Source organism: Gordonia sp. YC-XJ4 (assembly GCF_059511865.1).
Window position 1 is genome coordinate 6,117,127 of record NZ_CM183447.1, and the last position, 19,684, is coordinate 6,136,810.

20 protein-coding genes are annotated in these 19,684 nt (G+C 67.0%); 13 read left to right on the plus strand and 7 right to left on the minus strand.

Going from position 1 to position 19,684, the window contains the following annotated elements; genetic code table 11:
• The first annotated feature begins 35 nt into the window (after positions 1–35).
• Positions 36–2,138: a PhoX family protein gene (locus AC5ZH6_RS27445; RefSeq protein WP_094601430.1), complete on the plus strand. Its 2,103-nt coding sequence runs from the start codon at positions 36–38 to the stop codon at positions 2,136–2,138.
• Here the strand turns inward: AC5ZH6_RS27445 and AC5ZH6_RS27450 are convergent.
• A complete protein-coding gene (locus tag AC5ZH6_RS27450) occupies positions 2,128–2,355 on the minus strand; it encodes a PLDc N-terminal domain-containing protein (protein ID WP_094602122.1) in 228 nt (75 codons plus the stop codon). The genes AC5ZH6_RS27445 and AC5ZH6_RS27450 overlap by 11 nt on opposite strands.
• A 58-nt stretch (positions 2,356–2,413) precedes the next feature.
• Between AC5ZH6_RS27450 and AC5ZH6_RS27455 the strand changes: the two genes are divergently transcribed.
• Together AC5ZH6_RS27455 and AC5ZH6_RS27460 are read left to right on the plus strand one after the other, a co-directional pair.
• The gene (locus tag AC5ZH6_RS27455; protein ID WP_006368011.1) at positions 2,414–2,887 is read left to right on the plus strand and encodes a MarR family winged helix-turn-helix transcriptional regulator; all 474 of its coding nucleotides are present in this window, start codon (positions 2,414–2,416) and stop codon (positions 2,885–2,887) included.
• Positions 2,884–4,152, plus strand: a complete 1,269-nt coding sequence (locus tag AC5ZH6_RS27460) for an MFS transporter (RefSeq protein ID WP_094601431.1) — start codon at positions 2,884–2,886, stop codon at positions 4,150–4,152. The genes AC5ZH6_RS27455 and AC5ZH6_RS27460 overlap by 4 nt, the downstream gene beginning before the upstream one ends.
• A 27-nt stretch (positions 4,153–4,179) precedes the next feature.
• Here the strand turns inward: AC5ZH6_RS27460 and AC5ZH6_RS27465 are convergent, their stop codons facing one another.
• Positions 4,180–4,497, minus strand: coding sequence for a type II toxin-antitoxin system HicB family antitoxin (locus AC5ZH6_RS27465; protein ID WP_094601432.1), 318 nt, complete (start codon positions 4,495–4,497; stop codon positions 4,180–4,182).
• A 339-nt stretch (positions 4,498–4,836) separates the two neighbouring features.
• Entirely contained in the window at positions 4,837–6,177 is a 1,341-nt protein-coding gene (gene ggh / locus AC5ZH6_RS27470; protein ID WP_006368013.1) for a glucosylglycerate hydrolase, read from the minus strand.
• Between the two features lie 81 nt (positions 6,178–6,258).
• On the opposite strand from ggh, the gene AC5ZH6_RS27475 reads away from it, so the two are divergent.
• On the plus strand, positions 6,259–7,044 hold the full coding sequence (locus tag AC5ZH6_RS27475) for an SDR family oxidoreductase (protein ID WP_094601433.1): 786 nt from the start codon (positions 6,259–6,261) through the stop codon (positions 7,042–7,044).
• A gap of 60 nt (positions 7,045–7,104) precedes the next feature.
• Here the strand turns inward: AC5ZH6_RS27475 and AC5ZH6_RS27480 are convergent, their stop codons facing one another.
• Positions 7,105–7,515, minus strand: coding sequence for a nuclear transport factor 2 family protein (locus AC5ZH6_RS27480; RefSeq protein WP_094601434.1), 411 nt, complete (start codon positions 7,513–7,515; stop codon positions 7,105–7,107).
• Between the two features lie 484 nt (positions 7,516–7,999).
• Between AC5ZH6_RS27480 and AC5ZH6_RS27485 the strand changes: the two genes are divergently transcribed.
• The 6 genes from AC5ZH6_RS27485 to AC5ZH6_RS27510 all read left to right on the plus strand — a co-directional run bounded on the left by AC5ZH6_RS27485 (position 8,000) and on the right by AC5ZH6_RS27510 (position 14,640).
• Positions 8,000–8,917 (plus strand): hypothetical protein, encoded by a 918-nt coding sequence (locus tag AC5ZH6_RS27485; protein WP_094601435.1) that lies wholly within the window; start codon positions 8,000–8,002, stop codon positions 8,915–8,917.
• Entirely contained in the window at positions 8,902–9,579 is a 678-nt protein-coding gene (locus tag AC5ZH6_RS27490) for a DUF4129 domain-containing protein (RefSeq protein ID WP_094601436.1), read from the plus strand. Before AC5ZH6_RS27485 ends, AC5ZH6_RS27490 begins: the two co-directional genes overlap by 16 nt.
• A gap of 107 nt (positions 9,580–9,686) precedes the next feature.
• Complete coding sequence (locus tag AC5ZH6_RS27495) at positions 9,687–10,901, plus strand: DUF4350 domain-containing protein (RefSeq protein WP_240524043.1); 1,215 nt, start codon at positions 9,687–9,689, stop codon at positions 10,899–10,901.
• Positions 10,898–11,899, plus strand: a complete 1,002-nt coding sequence (locus AC5ZH6_RS27500) for an AAA family ATPase (protein ID WP_094601438.1) — start codon at positions 10,898–10,900, stop codon at positions 11,897–11,899. Before AC5ZH6_RS27495 ends, AC5ZH6_RS27500 begins: the two co-directional genes overlap by 4 nt.
• Positions 11,899–13,191 (plus strand): DUF58 domain-containing protein, encoded by a 1,293-nt coding sequence (locus tag AC5ZH6_RS27505; protein WP_094601439.1) that lies wholly within the window; start codon positions 11,899–11,901, stop codon positions 13,189–13,191. The genes AC5ZH6_RS27500 and AC5ZH6_RS27505 overlap by 1 nt, the downstream gene beginning before the upstream one ends.
• Positions 13,192–13,377: 186 nt before the next feature.
• Positions 13,378–14,640 (plus strand): PE-PPE domain-containing protein, encoded by a 1,263-nt coding sequence (locus AC5ZH6_RS27510; RefSeq protein WP_496168062.1) that lies wholly within the window; start codon positions 13,378–13,380, stop codon positions 14,638–14,640.
• On the opposite strand, the gene AC5ZH6_RS27515 is transcribed toward AC5ZH6_RS27510, so the two are convergent.
• Positions 14,571–15,566: a stage II sporulation protein M gene (locus AC5ZH6_RS27515; RefSeq protein ID WP_094601441.1), complete on the minus strand. Its 996-nt coding sequence runs from the start codon at positions 15,564–15,566 to the stop codon at positions 14,571–14,573. The two genes, AC5ZH6_RS27510 and AC5ZH6_RS27515, sit on opposite strands and share 70 nt — an antisense overlap.
• Before the next feature lie 83 nt (positions 15,567–15,649).
• Here AC5ZH6_RS27515 and AC5ZH6_RS27520 point away from each other — a divergent pair, with 83 nt between their 5' ends.
• Positions 15,650–16,519 carry an RDD family protein gene (locus AC5ZH6_RS27520; RefSeq protein ID WP_288337519.1) on the plus strand — a complete coding sequence of 290 codons (870 nt, stop codon included), beginning with the start codon at positions 15,650–15,652 and terminating at the stop codon, positions 16,517–16,519.
• Between the two features lie 41 nt (positions 16,520–16,560).
• Here the strand turns inward: AC5ZH6_RS27520 and AC5ZH6_RS27525 are convergent, their stop codons facing one another.
• Positions 16,561–17,757 carry an acyl-CoA dehydrogenase family protein gene (locus AC5ZH6_RS27525; protein ID WP_288337521.1) on the minus strand — a complete coding sequence of 399 codons (1,197 nt, stop codon included), beginning with the start codon at positions 17,755–17,757 and terminating at the stop codon, positions 16,561–16,563.
• Between the two features lie 71 nt (positions 17,758–17,828).
• On the opposite strand from AC5ZH6_RS27525, the gene AC5ZH6_RS27530 reads away from it, so the two are divergent.
• Positions 17,829–18,161: a TfoX/Sxy family protein gene (locus AC5ZH6_RS27530; RefSeq protein WP_271354484.1), complete on the plus strand. Its 333-nt coding sequence runs from the start codon at positions 17,829–17,831 to the stop codon at positions 18,159–18,161.
• A 39-nt stretch (positions 18,162–18,200) separates the two neighbouring features.
• Here the strand turns inward: AC5ZH6_RS27530 and AC5ZH6_RS27535 are convergent, their stop codons facing one another.
• Positions 18,201–19,250, minus strand: a complete 1,050-nt coding sequence (locus AC5ZH6_RS27535) for an SDR family oxidoreductase (RefSeq protein ID WP_288337522.1) — start codon at positions 19,248–19,250, stop codon at positions 18,201–18,203.
• A gap of 76 nt (positions 19,251–19,326) precedes the next feature.
• On the opposite strand from AC5ZH6_RS27535, the gene AC5ZH6_RS27540 reads away from it, so the two are divergent.
• Entirely contained in the window at positions 19,327–19,653 is a 327-nt protein-coding gene (locus tag AC5ZH6_RS27540) for an ArsR/SmtB family transcription factor (protein ID WP_006368582.1), read from the plus strand.
• Positions 19,654–19,684 lie beyond the last annotated feature (31 nt).

A 19,684-nucleotide genomic window follows, 5' to 3' on the forward strand; every position in this document is an offset into this window, starting at 1 on the left:
AATCGTCGTCCACCCCAGTTCCGGAGGTCTTCCTCGTGCGTATTCCGTTGCAGCTGTTCACCTCCGCAGATGACGCCGCCCGCAATGCCGGCGTCGGCACCTCTGCGCGCGCCCGGATCACCTGCCGATACAAGTGCGGTGAGGCCTGCTGGCACGAGCCCGGCAACACCAGCGACAACGCCTACTTCCGAGACATCGTGCGCGCCGGGGTGTCTCGACGTGGATTCCTCAAGGGGTCGGCCGTGGTGGCGGGCAGCGTCGCGGCCACCTCGCTACTCGCGGCCTGTGGTGACGACGCGGCGAGCACCGCGTCGCCGACACCGCGGCCCGGCATGGATTTCACACCGGTGGCCCCCAACACCACCGACGCGGTGGTGATCCCGGACGGGTATCGTCAGCAGGTGGTGATCCGGTGGGGTGACCCGGTGCTGCCCGGTGCACCCGCTTTCGACTTCGACAACCAGACGCCGCAGGCGCAGGCAATGCAGTTCGGCTTCAACAACGACTTCGCCGGGCTCATCCCGATCGACGGCGTCAATGGTGGCAGCGGTGCTCCCGACCACTTCTATCTGGTGGTGAACCAGGAGTACACGACCGAGGAGTTCATGTTCCGCGGATATGTGCCCAAGGAGCCGACCGAGCAACAGGCCCGCATCTCGATGGCCGCGCACGGGATCACCGTCGTCGAGGTGGCCGCGGTCCCCCGCTCGGGTGCGTTGACTCCGGTTGTCGGGGAACGGAATCGGCGTATCACCGCGTCGACCCCGTTCCGGTTGACCGGGCCGGCGGCCGGCAGCGAATACGTTCGCACCTCGGCGGATCCGGCCGGAACGACCGTGCTCGGCACGATCGGCAACTGCTCCGGTGGCATCACTCCGTGGGGCACGATGCTCTCCGGTGAGGAGAACTTCAACAACTACTTCTCCAACGCGAGTCGGGTGACCGAACCCGCCGCCGTCGAGAACCTCGAGCGCTACTCCTTTGCCGACGACGCCGACTATCACCAGTGGGGTCGCTACGAGACACGCTTTGATCTCGCGCAGGAACCCAACGAGGCCAACAGGTTCGGTTATGTCGTCGAGGTCGATCCGCAGGACCCGGCGTCGACGCCGATCAAGCACAGCGCGCTGGGGAGGCTCAAACACGAGTCGGCGACCATCCATGTGGTGCGGGGTGGTTCAAATGCCGGCACCGTCGTCGCCTACAGCGGCGACGACGAACGCTTCGAGTACATCTACAAATTCGTCTCGAGCCGCAAGGTCTCCGAGGGACGCTCGAAGATCGCGCGTGCGGCGAACCTACGAATCCTCGACGAGGGCACCCTCTACGTCGCGAGCTTCACCGGTGATCATCCCGAACGGATCGACGGCAGCGGCCGGGTACCCGACGGTGGGTTCACCGGCACCGGCCGCTGGCACAAGCTGCTGACCGTCGACGAGAACGGTTCGGCCACTTCTCATGTCGAGGGCATGACACCGCAGCAGGTGGCGGTGTTCACCCGGGTCGCCGCCGACAAGGCCGGTGCCACCAAGATGGACCGTCCCGAGGACATCGAGCCGCATCCGCAGACCGGCAAGGTGTATTGCGCGCTGACCAACAACACCAAACGCGGCACCAAGGGCAAGGCCGCCGCCGACACCGCCAATCCGCGCAACGAGAACAAGAACGGTCAGATCATCGAGATCGACGACGACCACGCGGGCACCGAGTTCACCTGGAATCTGCTTCTGGTGTGCGGGGATCCGGCCGAGGCCGACACTTACTACGCGGGTTTCGACAAGACCGCGGTGAGCCCGATCTCGTGCCCGGACAACGTGGCCTTCGATCCGCACGGCAACCTGTGGATCTCCACCGACGGCAACGCCCTCGACAGCAACGACGGCCTCTTCGCGGTCGCGCTCGACGGACCTCGGCGCGGCGAGACCAAGCAGTTCCTCACCGTGCCGGCCGGCGGTGAGACGTGCGGACCGATCATCACCGACGACCGCGTCGTGGTGTGCGTGCAGCACCCGGGCGAGGATGACGACCACTCCGCGGACAATCCGATGTCGCACTGGCCCGACGGTGGAAACGCGCAACCGCGGCCCTCGGTGGTGGCCGTGTGGCGCGACGGTGGTGCGATCGGCGTCAACGCCTGACTTCGCGGCCCCAGACGAAGTACGCGATGGGGCCGAAGTAGTTCACGAAGGACGCGGCCACCCACGCTCGTTTGGTGCCGCGGATCTCGGCTGCCGGGCGGCGGGACAGGTCCCACAGTGCCGCCGCCTGCAGCGCGATCTGCGCGAATGCGCCGACGCGGATCGCCGTCCGCGACCGTGGGGACAGTTCGGAGAACTTCTTCTTGCGTCGGGTCACACAGGTCACAGTACCCACCACTTTTATTTCGTATCTCTAAGTATTAGACTTACGAAGTGTGACCGCCACGCATCAGGACACCGCTTCCCTCGCCCGAGCCATTCGCCCGGACCTGACCCGTCTGTACCTGATGTTGCGACGCCACACACCGATTCCCGAGTATTCGTCGGCCCAGGCGTCCGGCCTGGCGACCCTGCTCGACCACGGACCGATGCGCATGGGTGACTTCGCCGCACGCGAATCCATCCGCATGCCCACCGCCACCAGCCTCGTCGACGGTCTCATCCGCAACGGGCTGGTCTTACGCGAACCCGATCCCACCGATCGCCGCGCCGTGCTGGTCTCTCTGACCGACCACGGCCGGGCGGTACTCCAACGGGTCCGCGAACAGCGCGATGACGTGCTCGCCCACGCCATCGCCGAACTCTCCGACGACGACCGCGCCGCGCTGGCCGCCGCCGCACCGGCCCTGCGAGCGCTGCACGAAGTGCTCGAGGGCACCGTTCCGACACGTCAGCGAGGAGATCAATGACCACCCGAACACCGGCTGCCACAGCCACATCCGACGACCACTCACTGCTCGCCACCTTCGCCGCACAACCCCGTACCGTCTGGGTGACCGCGTTCGCCGCGGTCATCGCGTTCATGGGGATCGGCCTGGTCGACCCGATCCTCAACAGCATCGCCGAGGCGCTCAACGCGCCGCCGGACAAGCTGACGCTGCTCTTCGGCGTGTACGTCGGCGTACAGTGCGTCGCCATGCTGATCACCGGGTGGTCTGCCTACCGCTTCGGCCCGAAACGCACACTGACCGTGGGCCTTTCACTCATCGTCATCGCCGCTGCCATCTCCGCGTTCGCCGGCGGTATCGACCAGCTGATCGCCTACCGGGTGATCTGGGGACTGGGCAACGCGCTGTTCATCGCCACCGCACTCGCCTTCATCGTGAGCTCGGCCAAGGGCTCCACGCACGGTGCGATCATGCTGTACGAGGCCGCACTTGGCGTCGGCCTGGCCGTCGGACCATTGCTCGGGGCGATCCTCGGCTCGTGGACCTGGCGTGCACCGTTCGGTGGCACCGCGATCCTCATGCTGATCGGCGCCATCCTGTGCGCGGTGATGCTCCCCGCCGACGGGCCGCGCACGTCCCGTGAGCCGGTGGCGATCCTCGATCCCATCAAAGCGCTGCGCAACCGTACATTGCTGATCACCTCGATCGGCTCCGCCTTCTACACCGGCGCTCTGTTCACCGTCATCGCCTGGGCGCCGATTGCCATGGGGCTCAAGCCCATCTGGGCCGGACTGATCTTCTTCGGATGGGGTCTGCTCACCGCACTCGCCGGTGTCTTCGTCGCACCGCGCATCGCCGAGACGTTGGGCCAGCGAGGTGGAGTGATGTCGGCGATCGCCGCGTACGCCGTGGTGATGGCACTGGCCGGCGTCGGCACGTTCACCGGTCACGTATGGCTGATCGGCCTCGCCGTCGTCCTGTCGGGTATTCCGTCCGGTGTGCTCAACACGCTGTTCACCGGTGTCGCGATGGGATCGGGTGACAGCTCGACGCCGCGGTCGGTCTCGAGCGCCGGCTACTCGTTCCTGCGGTGGGCCGGTGCGGCGGTGGCCGCCGTCCTCGTCGCACATCTCGCCGAGTGGTTCTCCTCGACGGCCGCCCCGTGGTGGTTCGCCGCCGCGTACTGCGTCGTCGCGGTCATCGCGGTGAGCTTCGTCCGCACCACCAGCGCCGAATCCCACGAGGTGGCCGAAGAAGCGGTGCTCGTCGGGGCCGAGGAGTACTGAGGTCGGAAGTGCTGGGGTCACGCCGAGTCACACGTCGAGGAGTTCGTTGGCCACGGCATTCAGCGACTTACCCGTGCGGGCCGCCCGCTCAGCGAGTCGACGATGCACCTTCGGGGTGGTGCGGACCAAGAACTTGCCCGAGTACTCGCGCTTGGACAACGGCACAGGCGCATCGTCGCCGAGTTCATCGAGTGCCTCGGCCACGGCATCGCGGATCCCGTTGAGCGCATCGAGCTGGGAGCCGGCCAGGCACGACAGGCTTGGAAACTCGTCGACCAAGCCGACGTGCTCCTGGTCTTCTTCGGACCAGGTCACTCGGTAGCTGTATTGCTCTGCGTTATACATGGTCACTGACCTTCACCTTCCAGTTTGTCAATGGCGTCCAGGAGCTGCCTGACCTGGTACGCCTTGGCTTTTCCGTCGTGTCCCTTCTGGATGATGACTCGCGGATCACCTGCCCAAGGCATCGCATACACGCAATGACTCGTGCCCTTGCTTCTCGGCTTACCGAACAGGTGATCGCAGAGATTCTTCACATCGTCGACCTGACACCCGCGGGATTGTTCCGCATCGCAGAGATCAGCTTGCCGTGATTGCTCACAGGGCAATGATACCACTAGTGATACCATTGCCAAGTTCGGCAGCGCTGCAGGCTCGGTGCGCTCAGCGGCCCGAGATCGTGTGTCAGTCCAACCAATCCAGCACCGACGCGGCGGTCCAACTCTGCTGCATGCTGCCGAGCGGTTCGCCGGTGAAGGGTTCGTAGTATTCGGCGAAGGCGCCGTCGGTGGCCTGACGCAGACCTTCCTCGCGCAGTCGCGCCGACCGCTCGGGCCAGCCCCGACGCGCGAACGCCCAACTGAACAACCACGTCATCACCGGCCAGACCGGGCCGCGCCAGTACTCGCGCGACCGGAAGTCCGCGGAGATCGGCGACGTCGACGGCGGTACGGCGTAACGCAGGTCCGGATGTCCGCAGAATCGCGGCCCGTCGAACAGGCGGAGCAGTGCGCGCTCCTGCTCGCGCGACAACCCGCCGCACAACAGCGGCGCGAACTGCGCGATCGTCTCGGTGGTGATCCACCTGTCGGCCCGGAGGTCGAAATCCCTTGCTGCGCCGTTACGTTCGTTGGACGCCGCGGCCACACCGGTCCGGTAACGATCGGCCCAGGCCCGAAGGTCCCGGACGTCGGACCGCGGTTTGGAGTAATCCTCGCCGATGGTCGCCAGCACGTCGCAGGCCAGCGAGAAGATGGCGCTGACGAAGACGTCCTCCACGGCGAAACTCATCACCTTGGGGAGCAACTCGTCGTCGTAGTTGGCGCGCTTCATCTCCTCGACCAGCCAGATATAGCGGTCGTACTCGTGGTCGGTGGGTCGCATCGACAGGTCGGTGACGTGGTCGAGGTCGGCGCGCTGGTACGGGGGGAGATCGTCGCCGGGGGTCACGCCCGCGTAGGGCTTGTCCCAGCGCGGGGAGTTGTCCATGCCGGACTCCCACCCGTGATAGATCGTGATGCGTCCACGACCGTTGGGGTCACGGGCGTGCGCGAGCCAGCGGTGCCAGCGCACCAGGGCGCCCCAGCGCCGGTCGATGAACTCGTTGGCCATCGAGCGGGTGGTGCGACCGTGGCGTCGCGAGTGGTCCAGGATGCGTTGCACGGCGATCGCGTGCACGGGCGGCTGGGTGATCCCGGAGGTGTCGGGGTAGTCGGGCGCGCACTCGGCCAGCCGCGCGCACTCCCAGCGTCGGGGTCCGGGGAAGTAGCCGTCGCGGCCGTTGGCGAACACGATGTGCGGGATCATCCCGTTGGACCACTGCGCCGAGAGCAACGTGTCCATCTCGATGACCGCGCGTTCCACCGACAGCGGCGCCAGTCCCACGGTGACGAACGCCGCATCCCAACTCCACATGTGCGGGTACAGACGAGGGGCGGCACTGGTCATCGTGCCCAGGTCGTTGCCGCGCAGCAAATACGCGGCACGAGCCGCGAGCTGAGTCGGGGTGAAACCGTTGCGCGCCATGCGGCGATTCTGCCCCGCCGTGGTCATCGGCGCCGGATGAGGATCGGCGGACAACGCGACGCCGGGTTCTAAGCTCGGCTCATGCCCACCGCATTGATCACCGGGGCCAGTCGCGGCCTCGGCGCCGCCATCGCCCGTCAGCTTGCCCCGACCCACGATCTCCTGTTGGGCGGACGACCATCGGCTGAGCTCGACGCGCTGGCCATCGAATTGGACGGCGCCGGGAGCGGAGCGAGCGGGCCGAATAGTCACGGCGCCGGGAGCGGAGCGAGCGGGCCGAATAGTCACGGCGCCGGGAGCGGAGCGAGCGGGCCGCATGCCAACCGCGCATCAACATTTGCGGTCGAGTTGACCGATCACGAGGAGGTGGAGGCGGCCGCGGAGGCCATCTCGTCGCTGGATGTGCTCGTGCACAACGCGGGTGTCGGGAGCAGTCTGTTGCCGGTCGCCGAGACTCCCGTCGACGAATGGCGTCACATCCTCGAGGTCAATCTCATCGCGGCGGCGGAGCTGACCCGCGTCCTGCTCCCGGCGCTGCGTGCATCGGGCGGGCACGTCGTCTTCATCAACTCGGGTGCGGGCCTGCGCGCCAATCCGGGCTGGGCCGCCTATGCGGCGAGCAAGTTCGGGTTACGCGCGCTCGCCGACGCGTTACGCATCGAAGAACCGTCGTTGCGGGTGACATCGGTCTTCCCCGGTCGGATCGACACCGACATGCAGCGCGACCTGATCGCGATCGAGGGAAAGGAGTACGACCCGGGTCAGTTCCTCAAGCCGGAGACCGTCGCGTCGGCCGTCGTGCATGCCATCGCGACGCCCGCCGATGCCCATCCCGCCGAGATCGTGCTGCGGCCGACGGGCCGATGACCGCCGATCAGTGTGACGTTGTGCCCGGTTTCCGGGCTCAACGTCACACGTGATGGCGACTCAGAGCTGGACGAGATCGCTGGGTTGCCACACCGCCCGCATCGAGGCGATCTTGCCGTCGGCGTCGAAGACCATGATGTCGACCGGGGTGATCTCGAAGCGCATGCCGGAGGTTCCGGTGACGAGGGTGAATTCGAAGACCGCGGTGTCGCCGGCGATCTTCTTCCACTTGAGCGTCGCGGTGCGCTCGTCCATGTTCGTGATGATCGAGTAGAACTCGACGAGTTGCTCGCGGGTGTTGCGAACGTCGGCGCCGATCGGGTCCTCGACGGTCGCGTCGAGTGCGTAGAGGTCGGCGATCTGTTCGGCGGTGCCGTTGGTCAGGAAGTCGATGTAGTTCTCGACGACCTCGGTGATCCGGGCCTGCGCCTCATCGGAGTCCTGCGCACTGCTGTCCTGCTCGACGCTCATCGAGTGTCCCCTCTGCTCAAGAATTAGAACGTGTTCTCGTTTGACGATAGCAGCGGCATGCCGGGCCCGGAATGGGTTCTTCGGTCATCCGGACAACCGATACCCACAGCTGTCCGCACAGCATCGGACATCGCGAATTTGATAGGTTCGCGCACACACTGTGTGTCCGACAACGGCGCGGACGCGATCATCGGTTCGTCGAGGGAGCCCCATGAGCCAGCCACCGGGAGACGGCTCTCGGCATTCGGGGTGGGTGGCGCCGGGAGCGGAGCGAGCGGGCCAAGATCCACTGGCGCCGGGAGCGGAGCGAGCGGGCCACGATCCACTGGCGCCGGGAGCGGAGCGAGCGGGCCAGGACGCGCCAGCGCCATCAGGCCCGGCCGACGAATGGACGCCGACGCCACCGCCTCCGCCGATCACCGGCCCCCAGTGGGGGACTGCGGTCGGCGGGCAGCCGGGCGCCGCCTCGCAGAATCCCCGGTATATGCCAGGCCACTCGGGTCCTCCGCCGACACACAAACCGGGCATCATCCCGCTGCGTCCGCTGAACGTCGGCGATCTGATCAGCGGGACGTTCGCGGCGATCTTCGGTAATCCGCGCGTCTACTTCGGGTGGTCGGCGGTGGTGAGTGCGGTCGTCACGGTCGGCGGCCTCCTGGTCTTGGTGGTTGTTCGGATGGTGAGCGACTCGGGACTCTTCGATGCGGAAGCATGGCTGGCCGGCGGGCCCGACGCGATATCGGACGCCGCGTGGGTCGGGCGATGGATGCTCGCCGGACTGGTGGCGTACCCGGTAGCTCGCGATGTCATGGGTGCCCGCTCGGGGTGGGTCGAGTCGTGGCGATTCATGCGCGGATCGATCTGGCGAATCCTCGGCGGCACAGCGCTTCTCGGGCTGGTGACTCTCGTGTGCTTCATTCCTGCCCTCGTTGTGATCGAGCTCGGTCTCGATTCGGCAGGCGTCGGTACGCTCGTCACGGTGCTGATCGTCACCGCGGTGCTGGTGCTCGGATACTCGTGGCTCTACATCCGGATGTCGCTGACGGTGCCCGCGGCTGCCGTCGAGGGTCTGGGTCCCGTTGCCGCCCTGGCGCGTTCGGTCACACTGACCCGGCGATCGTTCGGCCGCTACTTTGCTGTGGTCCTGTTGCTGAACCTCATCACCGTGGTCATCGAGTTCGCGCTGTCGCACGTCGTCGATGCGGTGACCGGCCTCGGCGGTGGTGTGCTCGGCGATGTCGTCGCCATCGTGCTGGCAGCGCTCGTCGCAGCGCTCGTACAGCCGCTGATCGCGGTGGCGTCGGCACTGATGCATGTCGATGCCCGAATCCGCAAGGAGGGCTTCGACATCGAGCTGTCCCGGGCCTTGGCCGGAGGGGGTGTTCCGTGGGCGCCGCGCTGACCGTGCTGGCCGACGGCTTGACGCCCGGCAACGACGAGGCTCGCCAGTGGGCCCGCGATGCGTGGTCGGATTCACGCGGATCGGGGCCCAGCGCCGCCGACCGGCTCGGCGACGACATCGGACGCTGGATCACCGATCGCCTGCTCGATGTGGTGGGTGCGGGCAAGACCGTGCCGGGCATCATCGCGATCATCGCGGCACTCGTGGTGGTCGCCCTGCTGATCTACGGCATCAGATTCATGCGCCGTACCCCGCGTACCGCTGCTGCCGACGTCGATCACAGTGTGCTGTCCGACGACCCGTCATCGGCGCGCACCTTGCGCGCCCGCGCCGAATCATTGCTCGCAGAAGGAGACACGAACGGTGCCGTCGTCTTCGCGATGCGCGCTCTGACCCGACGCTGCATCGAGCGCACCGTGCTCGACGACCTGCCGTCGTTGACCGCACACGAGGTCGCGACCCGGCTGCGCCCGGTGTTCGCCGACCACGCGGCCGATCTGCGCGCGGCCGCCGACCTGTTCGACCAAGTCGCCTACGGTCATGCATCGGCGACCGCCGACGAGGCCCGACGACTGTTGGCCCTCGACGCCGAGCTGCGTTCGGCACGACCGTCCGCAGCGACCGGAGTCGGCTCCGGCGCAACGTACGCGGTGCCACGATGAGCGCGCCGAATCCCACACAGACACTCGAGAAGTCAAGTGGGAAGCCGAATTCGAGCCTGGACACTCCGGGATCCGGACGGACACGATCGCGGCGTTGGGTGTGGTGGGTGGTCGGCGGTGTCGTCGTTGCGGTGGTCCTCGTACTCGCGGTGCTCGCGCTGGTCTCCGCGGCCGGGAACCGCTCGTCGAACACCACCCCGCTCGATCCCGGCAATCGTGGCTCCGACGGAACGAGCGCGCTCGCGTCCATCATCGACGACCACGGCGTGAACGTCTCGGTCGTCCGCGGTCTCGACAGCCTGCGGACGACTTCGACCCCCGGTGCCGACACCACCGTGGTCATCAGCGGCCAGACGGTGATCTCCACCGATGTCGCCGAAGCCATCTACGACCGGGTGCGGTCGGCGCATCGGGTCGTCCTGATCGATCCGTCGTACCCGCTGCTCGCCGCCTTCACCTCGCAGGTCAGCACCTCCTACGGCGAAAGCCTCCTATCGGTGAGCAAGGCCGACTGCACCCTTGAGGGCATCTCACCCTCCGACGTCGTCACCTCCGACCCGGGAAACGGCTTTGCCGGCGGACTGAATACGACGACCGGTGTGACCCAATGTTTCTCACGCGGACAGAACAACGGCGTCAACATGGTCAGCGTGCCCGCCGATCTGGGCGGCCCGCCGGTGGTGGCGATGACCGCCCCGATGACCCTCAACCAGAATCTGGCGCGCTACGACAACTCCGGCGTCGCGATACGCACCATTGCCACCACCGATCATGTCCTCTGGTACGTCCCGCAACGCGATGACAAGGTGTCGGATCAAAATTCGAACTCCGACCAGCACAGCTCTCAATCGGTGTTCCCGCGGGCCGTCGGGCCGTTGTTCCTGCTGGCGTTCTTCGCGGTGCTGGCGCTGATTCTCTGGCGGGGACGGCGCTTCGGCCCGCTGGCGACCGAGCCGTTGCCCGCCGTCGTCAAGGCCATCGAGACCACCCGGTCGCGCGGCCGCATGTACCGCCGGGCCGCCGCCGCCGACCGGGCGGCGGCCGTGCTGCGTGTGCACACCATCGCCGGGATCGCCGGGTATCTGGGACTGCCGTATGACCCCGGCCATGCTCTCGACACCCTCGACGAGCCGGGCGTCCACACGTCCTCGACCGATCCCGCTCTGGCTGCGATCATCTCGGCCGTCGCCGACGCCACCGGCCGGGACCCGGCGCAGGTGAGCGCTCTACTCGCCGGCCCGCTGCCGACCACCGATCCCGACCTGGTTCGGTTCACCGACGCCCTGACCGCCCTCGACAAGGAAGTCCTCCGCAGACCATGAATCCCGAGACACCCGCCGCTTCCACGTACTCCCCCACCGACATCCCGCCGCGTGATCTGCGTGCCGCGCTGAGCGCGGTGCGCGGCGAGGTCGCCAAAGCCGTCGTGGGTCAGGACCCGGCCGTCGCCGGTATCCTCATCGCATTGCTGTGCCGCGGCCACATCCTTCTCGAAGGTGTTCCGGGCGTGGCGAAGACGTTGCTGGTGCGCTCGGTCGCGGCAGCGCTGTCCGTCGACACCAAGCGCGTGCAGTTCACCCCCGATCTGATGCCCGGTGACGTCACCGGATCGCTGATCTTCGACAACGCCACCTCCGAGTTCACCTTCCGACCCGGACCGGTGTTCACCAATCTCCTTCTGGCAGACGAGATCAATCGGACACCGCCGAAGACGCAGGCATCGCTGCTCGAGGCGATGGAGGAGCGGCAGGTCTCGGTCGACGGTGTGCCCCGCCCGCTCCCCGACCCGTTTCTGGTGGCCGCGACCCAGAATCCCGTCGAGTACGAGGGCACCTATCCGCTGCCGGAAGCGCAGCTCGATCGCTTCTTGCTCAAGGTGACCCTTCCCGTCCCACCCCGTGACGATGAGATCACCGTGCTCGCACGGCATGCCGCGGGATTCGACCCGAAGGATCTCGGCGCGGCCGGGCTGCGACCGGTGGCCTCCGCCGCCGACATCGTCGCGGCAGCCGATGCCGTCCGCCACGTTGCGGTGGCCCCGCAGGTGGCGGCCTACATCGTCGACATCGCCCGGGCCACCCGGACCTCACCGTCACTGGCGCTCGGGGTCAGCCCGCGCGGCGCCACCGCCCTGTTGTCGACCAGCCGGGCGTGGGCGTGGCTGGGTGGACGCGACTTCGTCACGCCCGACGACGTCAAGGCGCTCGCCCAATCGACGCTGGCACATCGTCTTTCGTTGCGACCGGAGGCCGAGCTCGAAGGCGTGTCGGTGGCGGCGGTCCTCGACGCCGCCATCGCCTCGGTACCCGTACCGCGCTGATGGTGCTCACCGGCCGCTTCTTCGCACTGGTGGTGGCGGGCGCGATCCCGGTGATCGCCTACCCGCGTTACTGGGTGGCCCTGCTGTGGGTTCTGGGATGCGTGATCCTCATGGTCGTCGATGTCGTCGCCGCCGGATCGACGAGAACCCTGCGGCTCTACCGGCTTCCGTCTGCGCCCATCCGCCTCGGCGAGACCGGGAGCTCGGTTCTGATGGCGCACAACGTGACCGCCCGCCGGTTCCGGGCGCGGATCAACGATTCGTGGCAGCCCTCGGCGGGCGCGTCGAACGCCGTGCACGCGGTGTCGCTGGCTCCCGGCGAGCAGCAACAGTTGGTGACCGGGCTGCGGCCCACCCGGCGGGGGGATCGGCTCACGCATCGGGTGACGGTACGGCGGATGGGTCCGCTCGGACTGGCCGGGCGGCAGTCGGGCTATGTCGTACCCGGCTCCATCCGGGCACTCCCGCCGTTCGACTCCCGAAAGTTGTTGCCGTCCCGTCTCGCCCGCCTCCGTCAGCTCGATGGCCGCTCGGCGGTGCGGATTCGTGGGCAGGGCACCGAATTCGACTCCCTGCGTGACTACGTCGACGGCGACGACGTGCGCAGCATCGACTGGCGCGCCACCGCCCGGCGACGGTCGACGGTGGTGCGGACCTGGCAGCCCGAGAAGGACCGGCACATCGTGATCGTGCTGGACACCTCGCGCACCTCCGCGGGCCGCATCGGCGATGCTCCGCGTCTCGACGCGGCGATGGACGCGGCGTTGTTGCTCGCCGCCCTCGCCGCGCATGCCGGTGATCGCGTCGATCTGATCGCCGGGGATCGCGTCGTGCACCGGCGCGTGGTCGGCGCCTCCGGGACCACCGTGCTCGGCGATCTGGTCAACGCGATGACAGCGTTGGAACCGGCACTACTGGAGGCGGATTGGCCGCTGCTGGCTGCCGAGGTGAGCAGACTGACCCGGCAACGCGCGCTGCTCGTGTTGTTGACGCCCCTGGAACCGGCCGCCATCGAGGAGTCGATGCTGGCACCGCTGTCGGTGCTGGCCCAGCGGTACAAGGTGGTGATCGGATCGGTCCGCGACCCGCAGCTCGCCGCGATGGCGGCGCTGCGCGACGACGCAGCAGACATCTACGACGCCGCCGCTGCCGCCCGCACCCTGGCGCTACGCGGACGTACCGAAGCGGCGGTGTCGCGCCTGGGCGTCGACGTCGTCGACGCCGACCCGGCAGATCTGCCGGCGGCGCTCGCCGATCATTACCTCACCCTCAAGTCACGCGGCTTGCTCTGAGCCTGTCGGTCTGCTCCCCAACCCGGTCTGTTCACTCCCCTATTGGTTGTCAGACGCCCCAATCTGGTTGACAACCACCGCTACTCGCCACCTGGACACCATCATCGTGTAGCGTCCGGGGCGGGTTGGGGTTTGCTCAGGAGGGGAAATCCGTTGCGCCCGAATCACCTCAGCTCCCCCATATCGGTGGCCGCACTGTCTCTGATCGCTGCGGCCGTCGCGGCCGGTCATGGGGTCAGTCCTGGGGTCAATGCCGCGGATTCCGCATCGGTGACTTTGTCCCCGGCGAACGTTCGCCTGGCGTCGACCGTGCTGACAGTCGCGGGCAACACCTCCGTCGTGAGCACTCCCATGCCACAGGAGCTCCGAGGCGAACTCTGTCACTCGCCGAATACGTGTCAGGTGGTGGTCTATCCGTCCGGCGCGATCGGCGGCGGCGCGCTGCAAGAGGGCGCCACCGCTCTCACCGCCGACATCGCGAGCACGCCGGGCAAGAAGATCGTCTTCGCGTACTCGCAGGGCGGCATGATCGCGACTACGTGGCTCCAGGACACCGCTGGCTCGCCGAGCGCCCCGCCGGCATCGGATCTGGTCTTCGTACTCGTCGGCAATCCGCAACGGGGCCTCAACGGCCAGGCCCCGACCCTGGGCGTCGGGTCGGCGACGCCCACCGACACCGGGTACACCGTCATCGACGTCTCCCGCGAGTACGACGCCGAATCGGACTTCCCGAACAACCCCTTCAACGGGCTCGCCGTGGCCAACGCGATCGCCGGCTACTTCCTGGTGCACACCGATTACACCGGGGTCGACGTCGACGACCCGAACAATCTGGTCCAGACCGTCGGCGGCACCACCTACGTCCTCGTACCCACCACGAATCTCCCTCTGCTCGAACCACTCCGGATGATCGGCCTGAGCGGCGTGGCCGACCAGCTCAACGGTCCGCTCAAGACGATCGTCGATCAGGGATACAACCGGACCGGCTACACCACCCTCGGCGACGATCCGGCCGCGCAGCAGACGATTGGCAGTGTCTTCGGGACCACTGCCACCACGAACGCCGCGAGATCCGCCGAGAACACCGCATCCCGCGCCGCGGCCCGTCAGGGCGTCGCGGCTCCGGCGGCGACCGGCTACGCCGTGACGACAAGCGCAACCTCGGCCCTCGGAACACCCACCCCGACATCGGCTCCCGCTGCCACCACGACAACGTCTGCCCCCCAGACACCCATCGCCCCGGCCTCGGCTACCCCGAGTACAACAACATCGAGTTCACCGACATCGGAGTCCGGCGGCTACGTCGGACGGCACCGTGCTCCCGAGGCCACCGCCGACCAAGGCTCTTCCGGGCAGGGCTCCGCCGGCCAGGACGCCGCTCAGACCGCCACGGGCACTGCGTCACCGCGGTCGGGGTCGGGGATGTCGCCGCGCTCGCCGTCGTTGTAGGCCCACCGGCCGGCGGTGAACACGTAGACGAAGAATCCCACCCAGACGAACACGCCGATCCCGACACGTGCCCACGTGGGCAGCCCCGACGGTGTCACGAATGCCTCGATGAGCCCGGTGATCAGCAGTAGGACAACCAGTCCCAGCGCGATGCCGATCGCCGCGCGACCCTGTTCGGCCAGCGACTGCATCCGTGTTCTCGGGCCGGGCGCGATCCACGACCAGAAGACCCGCAGACCCACCCCGGCGGAGACGAACAGACAGGTCATCTCCAGCAGTCCGTGCGGGGTGATCAAGCCGAAGAACACGTCGGCGCGACCGTGCCGGATCATGATCGACGCGGTGACCGCGACGTTGAGGATGTTGCTCCATACCACCATCACGATCGGAAAACCGAAGACGCCGAAGGCGATACAGGTGGCGGCGAGCCAGAAGTTGTTGGTCCAGACCCGCAACGCGAACGACGTCGCGGCGTTCTCGGTGTAGTAGTTCGCGAAGTCGTTGTCGACGAGTCGTTGGATGTCGGCCGGGCTGCCGAACGCGGTCTCGGTGCTGGGATGGTCCAGGAACCACCACGTCATCGCGAACATTCCGACGAACGACACGATCAGAACACTGAGCCACCACCAGCGCATCGCATACAACGCCGCGGGGAACGTCCGCCCGAAGTAGCGGCCGACGATCGCCCAACTGCTCTCCTTGACACCGGCGGATCGGGTCCGCGCCTTGGCCAACAACGCGGAGAGATAGCCGACGAGGGAGGCGTCGGGAGCGGTGGACCGGATGACCGAGAGGTGGGTGGCCACCCGCTGGTAGGTGTCGATCAGTTCGTCGGCCTCCGCGCCGGAGAGCCGGCGGCGCTTGGTGAGCTGCTCGAGCCGCTCCCAGGTCGGCCGCTTGTCGCCCACGTAGGCATCGAGATCCACCTCGACAGCTTAGAACGCCGGGCGACGGTGGAGTGCGGATGTGAACCGGTTGATCGACGCCGCGGCCGGCGTGGTGGCCTAGAGTGTGGCGCATGTATCCGCAGCAGATGCCCTATCCGGTGCGGCCGTATCCGCCGGTCACCTGGGGTCGGGGCGCGGTCGGCACGGTCGGCGTCGGACGCGACGACCAGGTGTCGGGTGAGGCGGTGGCGCTCGACTTGCCGGCCGCCTCGTTCGGGCTGCGCATCCTGTCCGGGGTGATCGATCTGATCCTCGGTTACCTCGTGCTGATCCTCGGCATCTACCTGTCGTTCAAGCTGGCCTACGACGTCGACGACGCGTTGTTCGGCGCCTGTCTCACGGTGTCGACGGTGATCGCATTCGCCGCGGTGCCGACGACGTGGGAGACGCTCACCCGCGGAAAAACCCTCGGGCACGTGATACTCGGGTTGCGGACCGTCCGCGACGACGCCGGGCCGATCCGATTCCGCCACGCCCTGACCCGGGCGATGATCGGCGTGGTCGAGATCTACACGTTCTTCGGTGTCCCGGCGATGATCTGCGCGGCGGTGAACCGCCGCAACAAACGCATCGGCGACCTCGTCGCCGGCACATACGTGATCCGCGAACGATTCACGATCGCGCTGCCCGAACCGATCCCGATGCCGCCGCCACTGGTCCCGTGGGCGAGAGCCGCCGACATCGCCGCTCTCCCGGACCCGTTGGCGGTGTTGGTACGGCAGTTCCTCAACCGGCGCGAAGCCTACAGCCCGGCGGCGCGGTCGGCTCTCGCCGAGCGTCTGATCTTCGCGATCGCGCCATATGTCGCGCCCGCTCCTCCGCCGCAGGCGCCGGCCGAGGATGTCCTCGCCGCGGTCATGGCAGCGCGCCGCGAACGCGACACGGCACGCCTGGTCCGCGAGGACCTGCTGCGAACACGATTGTTGGGCTGAGCTTTTCGGTCATCGGACTCGGCGTCCGTTGAACCCGTCGCTCACTTGAGGTCGGCGCTGGACTTTCCGAGGATACGGCGGGCGATGATCAGCTGCTGGATCTGCTGCGTGCCCTCGAAGATGTCGAGGATCTTGGCGTCGCGAGCCCACTTCTCGAGCAGCATGGTCTCCGAGAATGCCGCGCTCGCACCGAGTTCCACCGCCTTGTTGGTGATGTCGGTGACCGTGCGGCCGGCCTTGGCCTTCGACATGGACGCCTCGGTGGAGTTGGGCTGGGAGTTGTCGGCCATCCAGGCTGCCCGGATCGCGAGCAACCAGGAAGCCTCCCAATCGGATTCGAGCCGGATGAACTCGGCGACCGCAGCATGCTGGGTGGCCGCGGGGGCGTCGTAGTCGATGGTGTGGCCGGCGTCGCCGAGCAGGCTGCGCAGTTCTTCCAGCGCAGCCCGGCCGAGTCCCACGGCCATCGCCGCGACCACCGGGCGGGTGTTGTCGAAGGTCTGCATGACCCCGGCGAACGCCTTCTTGGTCTCCACTTCCGGTGAGCCGAGCAGGTTCTCGGCGGGCACGCGCGCGTTCTCGAAACGCAGGACCGCGGTGTCGGAGGCCTTGATGCCCAGCTTGTGCTCGAGGCGCACCACGCTCACTCCGTCGGCGTCGAGAGGCACGACGAAGCTCTTGATCGCGGCGCGACCGGCGCTCTTGTCGACGGTCGCCCAGACGACCACGTGGTCGGCGCGGGATCCGGCGGTGACGAAGATCTTCTCGCCGTTGATGACGTATTCGTCGCCGTCGCGCGTGGCCGTCGTCGACACCGCCGCCGAGTCGGAGCCGAAGCTCGGTTCGGTGATCGCCATCGCCGCCCAGACACCGGAGAACTTCTCGAGCTGTTCCGGCGTGGCCACCGCGGAGATCGCCGCGTTGCCCAGACCCTGATACGGGATGGACAGCATGAGGGCGACGTCGCCCCAACCCATCTCGACGCCGTGCAACACACCGCGGATGTTGGCGCCGTTGACGGTGCCCGCATCGGCATCGGAGCCGCCCGACTTGTCGGACTCCTTGGCCGCCTCGCGCGCCTTCTTGGCGAGTGCGCCCAGGTCGTCGAGTTCCTTGGGGTATTTGTGCTCGGCCTTGTCGTACTTGCGCGAGACCGGTCGGAAGATGTGCTCGGCCGCGAGGTGGGCTTGCTCGACCGCCGAATCGAACTTCTTCGGGAGCTCCAGGTTGATCGCCATGCGGGCTATCTTACTCAGAAGTAAGATGCTGTCCAGCCCACTGTTCCGCGCTTGATGCCTACCCTCTAGTGGTGGCCTACGACGATGAACTCGCGTTTCGTATCCGCGCGTTGCTGAGCGGTGAGAGCAATGTGGACGAGAAGCCGATGTTCGGGGGGCTCGCCTTCCTCATCAACGGCAACATGGCACTGGCCGCGAGCTCCCGCGGTGGACTCATGGTGCGGGTCCCACCCGAGGAGACCGAGGCGCTGTTGGAGTATCCGCATACCGAGCCGATGATCATGTCCGGCCGCGAGACACGCGGCTGGCTCCGCGTCGGCGACGACGGCGTGCGCACCGAGCGCCAGTTGAGCCGATGGGTCACCCTCGGATCGGACTACGCGCGCAAGCTGCCGCCGAAGTAGTGACGTCTGCCGAATCACGGCGGTCTGAGGTGCCGAGAATCAGGGAATGAGTCTCCGCTCCCGAAGTTGCTGAAAGATCCGGGTGAACATGGCGTCGGTCTCAATGTAGTCATGGAATCCGGCGCGTCGGCTCTTGGAGGTATCGGCGATCACGTCGTAGTCCCAGCCGAACACGAAATCGCCGAATTGCCAGGAGGAGACGTCCTCGTACGGGGTGGGCTCCAGTCCGTACTCGGCGACCATCGCGTCCCATACCTGCTGCTTGTCGGCCATCACCTCGGACAACGACATGGGCAACGGATCCGCGACCGGGATGTCGAAGAAGTCGGCGACCACCGACCACATGCGCTGCCACCGGAACATGTCGCCGTTGGTGATGTTGAAGGCCTCGTTGGCGGCCGACGGAGTCGTCGCCGCCCATTCGGTGGCGCGCGCGAGCAGGCCCGCGTCGGTCATTTCGATGAGGCTGGTGTAGGCGCCCGGCTTGCCGGGAAAGCGCAGTGGGATTCCGAGTTCCTTGCTGATCGACGCGTACACGGCCAGCACCATCGCGATGTTCATCGGATTGCCCACGGTGACTCCCGCAACGACCGACGGGCGTATCGCCGACCACGACCAGCTCTGGCCACGCTGCGGTCGCTCGAGCAATTGCTGCTGATCGACGTTGAACTCGGGGGGCATGTGCGGCGGATCGCTCTCCTTGGCAGGCGTCGCGAACGGACCGAGATGGGCCCCGTAGACCTTGTAGCCCTGCATCAGGCTGACGTGCTCCAAGGCGGGTAGGAGATCCACCGAATCCAGGACGTTGCGCAGCATCGTCACGTTCGGTTCGACGAGGTCCGACCAGTTCGGACGGTCCTGGTAGGCGGCGTAGAACAGATGCGTCGTCTCCGCGGCACGACCGATCGCCCGCGTGGAGTCGAGATCGAGGAGATCTGCGCGCTCGTGGCGTATGCGTGGCCGGTTCTCTGCGCCACGTCGGGATATCCCGACCACATCCCAGTTGTCCGTGCCTGACAGGTGCTCGACCAGGTTGCCGCCGATGACCCCCCGTGCACCGATGACCAGAGCGTTCCCGCGTACCGACATGAAGCCTCCATCGTTAGATCGTGATTTTACGATGAATGTATATCACAAGATCGCGATGAGCAGATATGCTGGAGCGATGAACAGCAGTGAGTTGCTCGACACCGACGAGTGGGTGGTCACCGCTCTCAAGGCGATCGCGCATCCGCAGCGGATGGCGATCATGCGATGGCTGCGCGACCCGGAAAGTTTCCCGCCCCAACTCGAACCCGCAAGCGAAGTGGGCGTCTGCCTCAAGCACATTCAAGCCCGGATGGGTGCATCGCAGTCGACCGTCTCGCAGTATGTGGCGGTCTTGCAGCGCGCAGACCTCGTGCACTGCACCAAGATCGGCCAGTGGTCACACTATCGACGCAATGAGGATGCCCTCGCGCGCCTCAATCAGCTTCTGCCCGAGATCATCTGATACTCGGCTCGCGGTGATGGTGGCCGGCGGG

Bases quoted from the DNA above. Each gene is read 5' to 3' on its own strand.
- AC5ZH6_RS27460 (WP_094601431.1), top strand. From the start codon at position 2,884: ATGACCACCCGAACACCGGCTGCCACAGCCACATCCGACGACCACTCA.
- AC5ZH6_RS27465 (WP_094601432.1), bottom strand. From the start codon at position 4,497: ATGTATAACGCAGAGCAATACAGCTACCGAGTGACCTGGTCCGAAGAA.
- ggh (WP_006368013.1), bottom strand. From the start codon at position 6,177: ATGGCGCGCAACGGTTTCACCCCGACTCAGCTCGCGGCTCGTGCCGCG.
- AC5ZH6_RS27475 (WP_094601433.1), top strand. From the start codon at position 6,259: ATGCCCACCGCATTGATCACCGGGGCCAGTCGCGGCCTCGGCGCCGCC.
- AC5ZH6_RS27480 (WP_094601434.1), bottom strand. From the start codon at position 7,515: ATGAGCGTCGAGCAGGACAGCAGTGCGCAGGACTCCGATGAGGCGCAG.
- AC5ZH6_RS27485 (WP_094601435.1), top strand. From the start codon at position 8,000: ATGCCAGGCCACTCGGGTCCTCCGCCGACACACAAACCGGGCATCATC.
- AC5ZH6_RS27500 (WP_094601438.1), top strand. From the start codon at position 10,898: ATGAATCCCGAGACACCCGCCGCTTCCACGTACTCCCCCACCGACATC.
- AC5ZH6_RS27505 (WP_094601439.1), top strand. From the start codon at position 11,899: ATGGTGCTCACCGGCCGCTTCTTCGCACTGGTGGTGGCGGGCGCGATC.
- AC5ZH6_RS27525 (WP_288337521.1), bottom strand. From the start codon at position 17,757: ATGGCGATCAACCTGGAGCTCCCGAAGAAGTTCGATTCGGCGGTCGAG.
- AC5ZH6_RS27535 (WP_288337522.1), bottom strand. From the start codon at position 19,250: ATGTCGGTACGCGGGAACGCTCTGGTCATCGGTGCACGGGGGGTCATC.
- AC5ZH6_RS27540 (WP_006368582.1), top strand. From the start codon at position 19,327: ATGAACAGCAGTGAGTTGCTCGACACCGACGAGTGGGTGGTCACCGCT.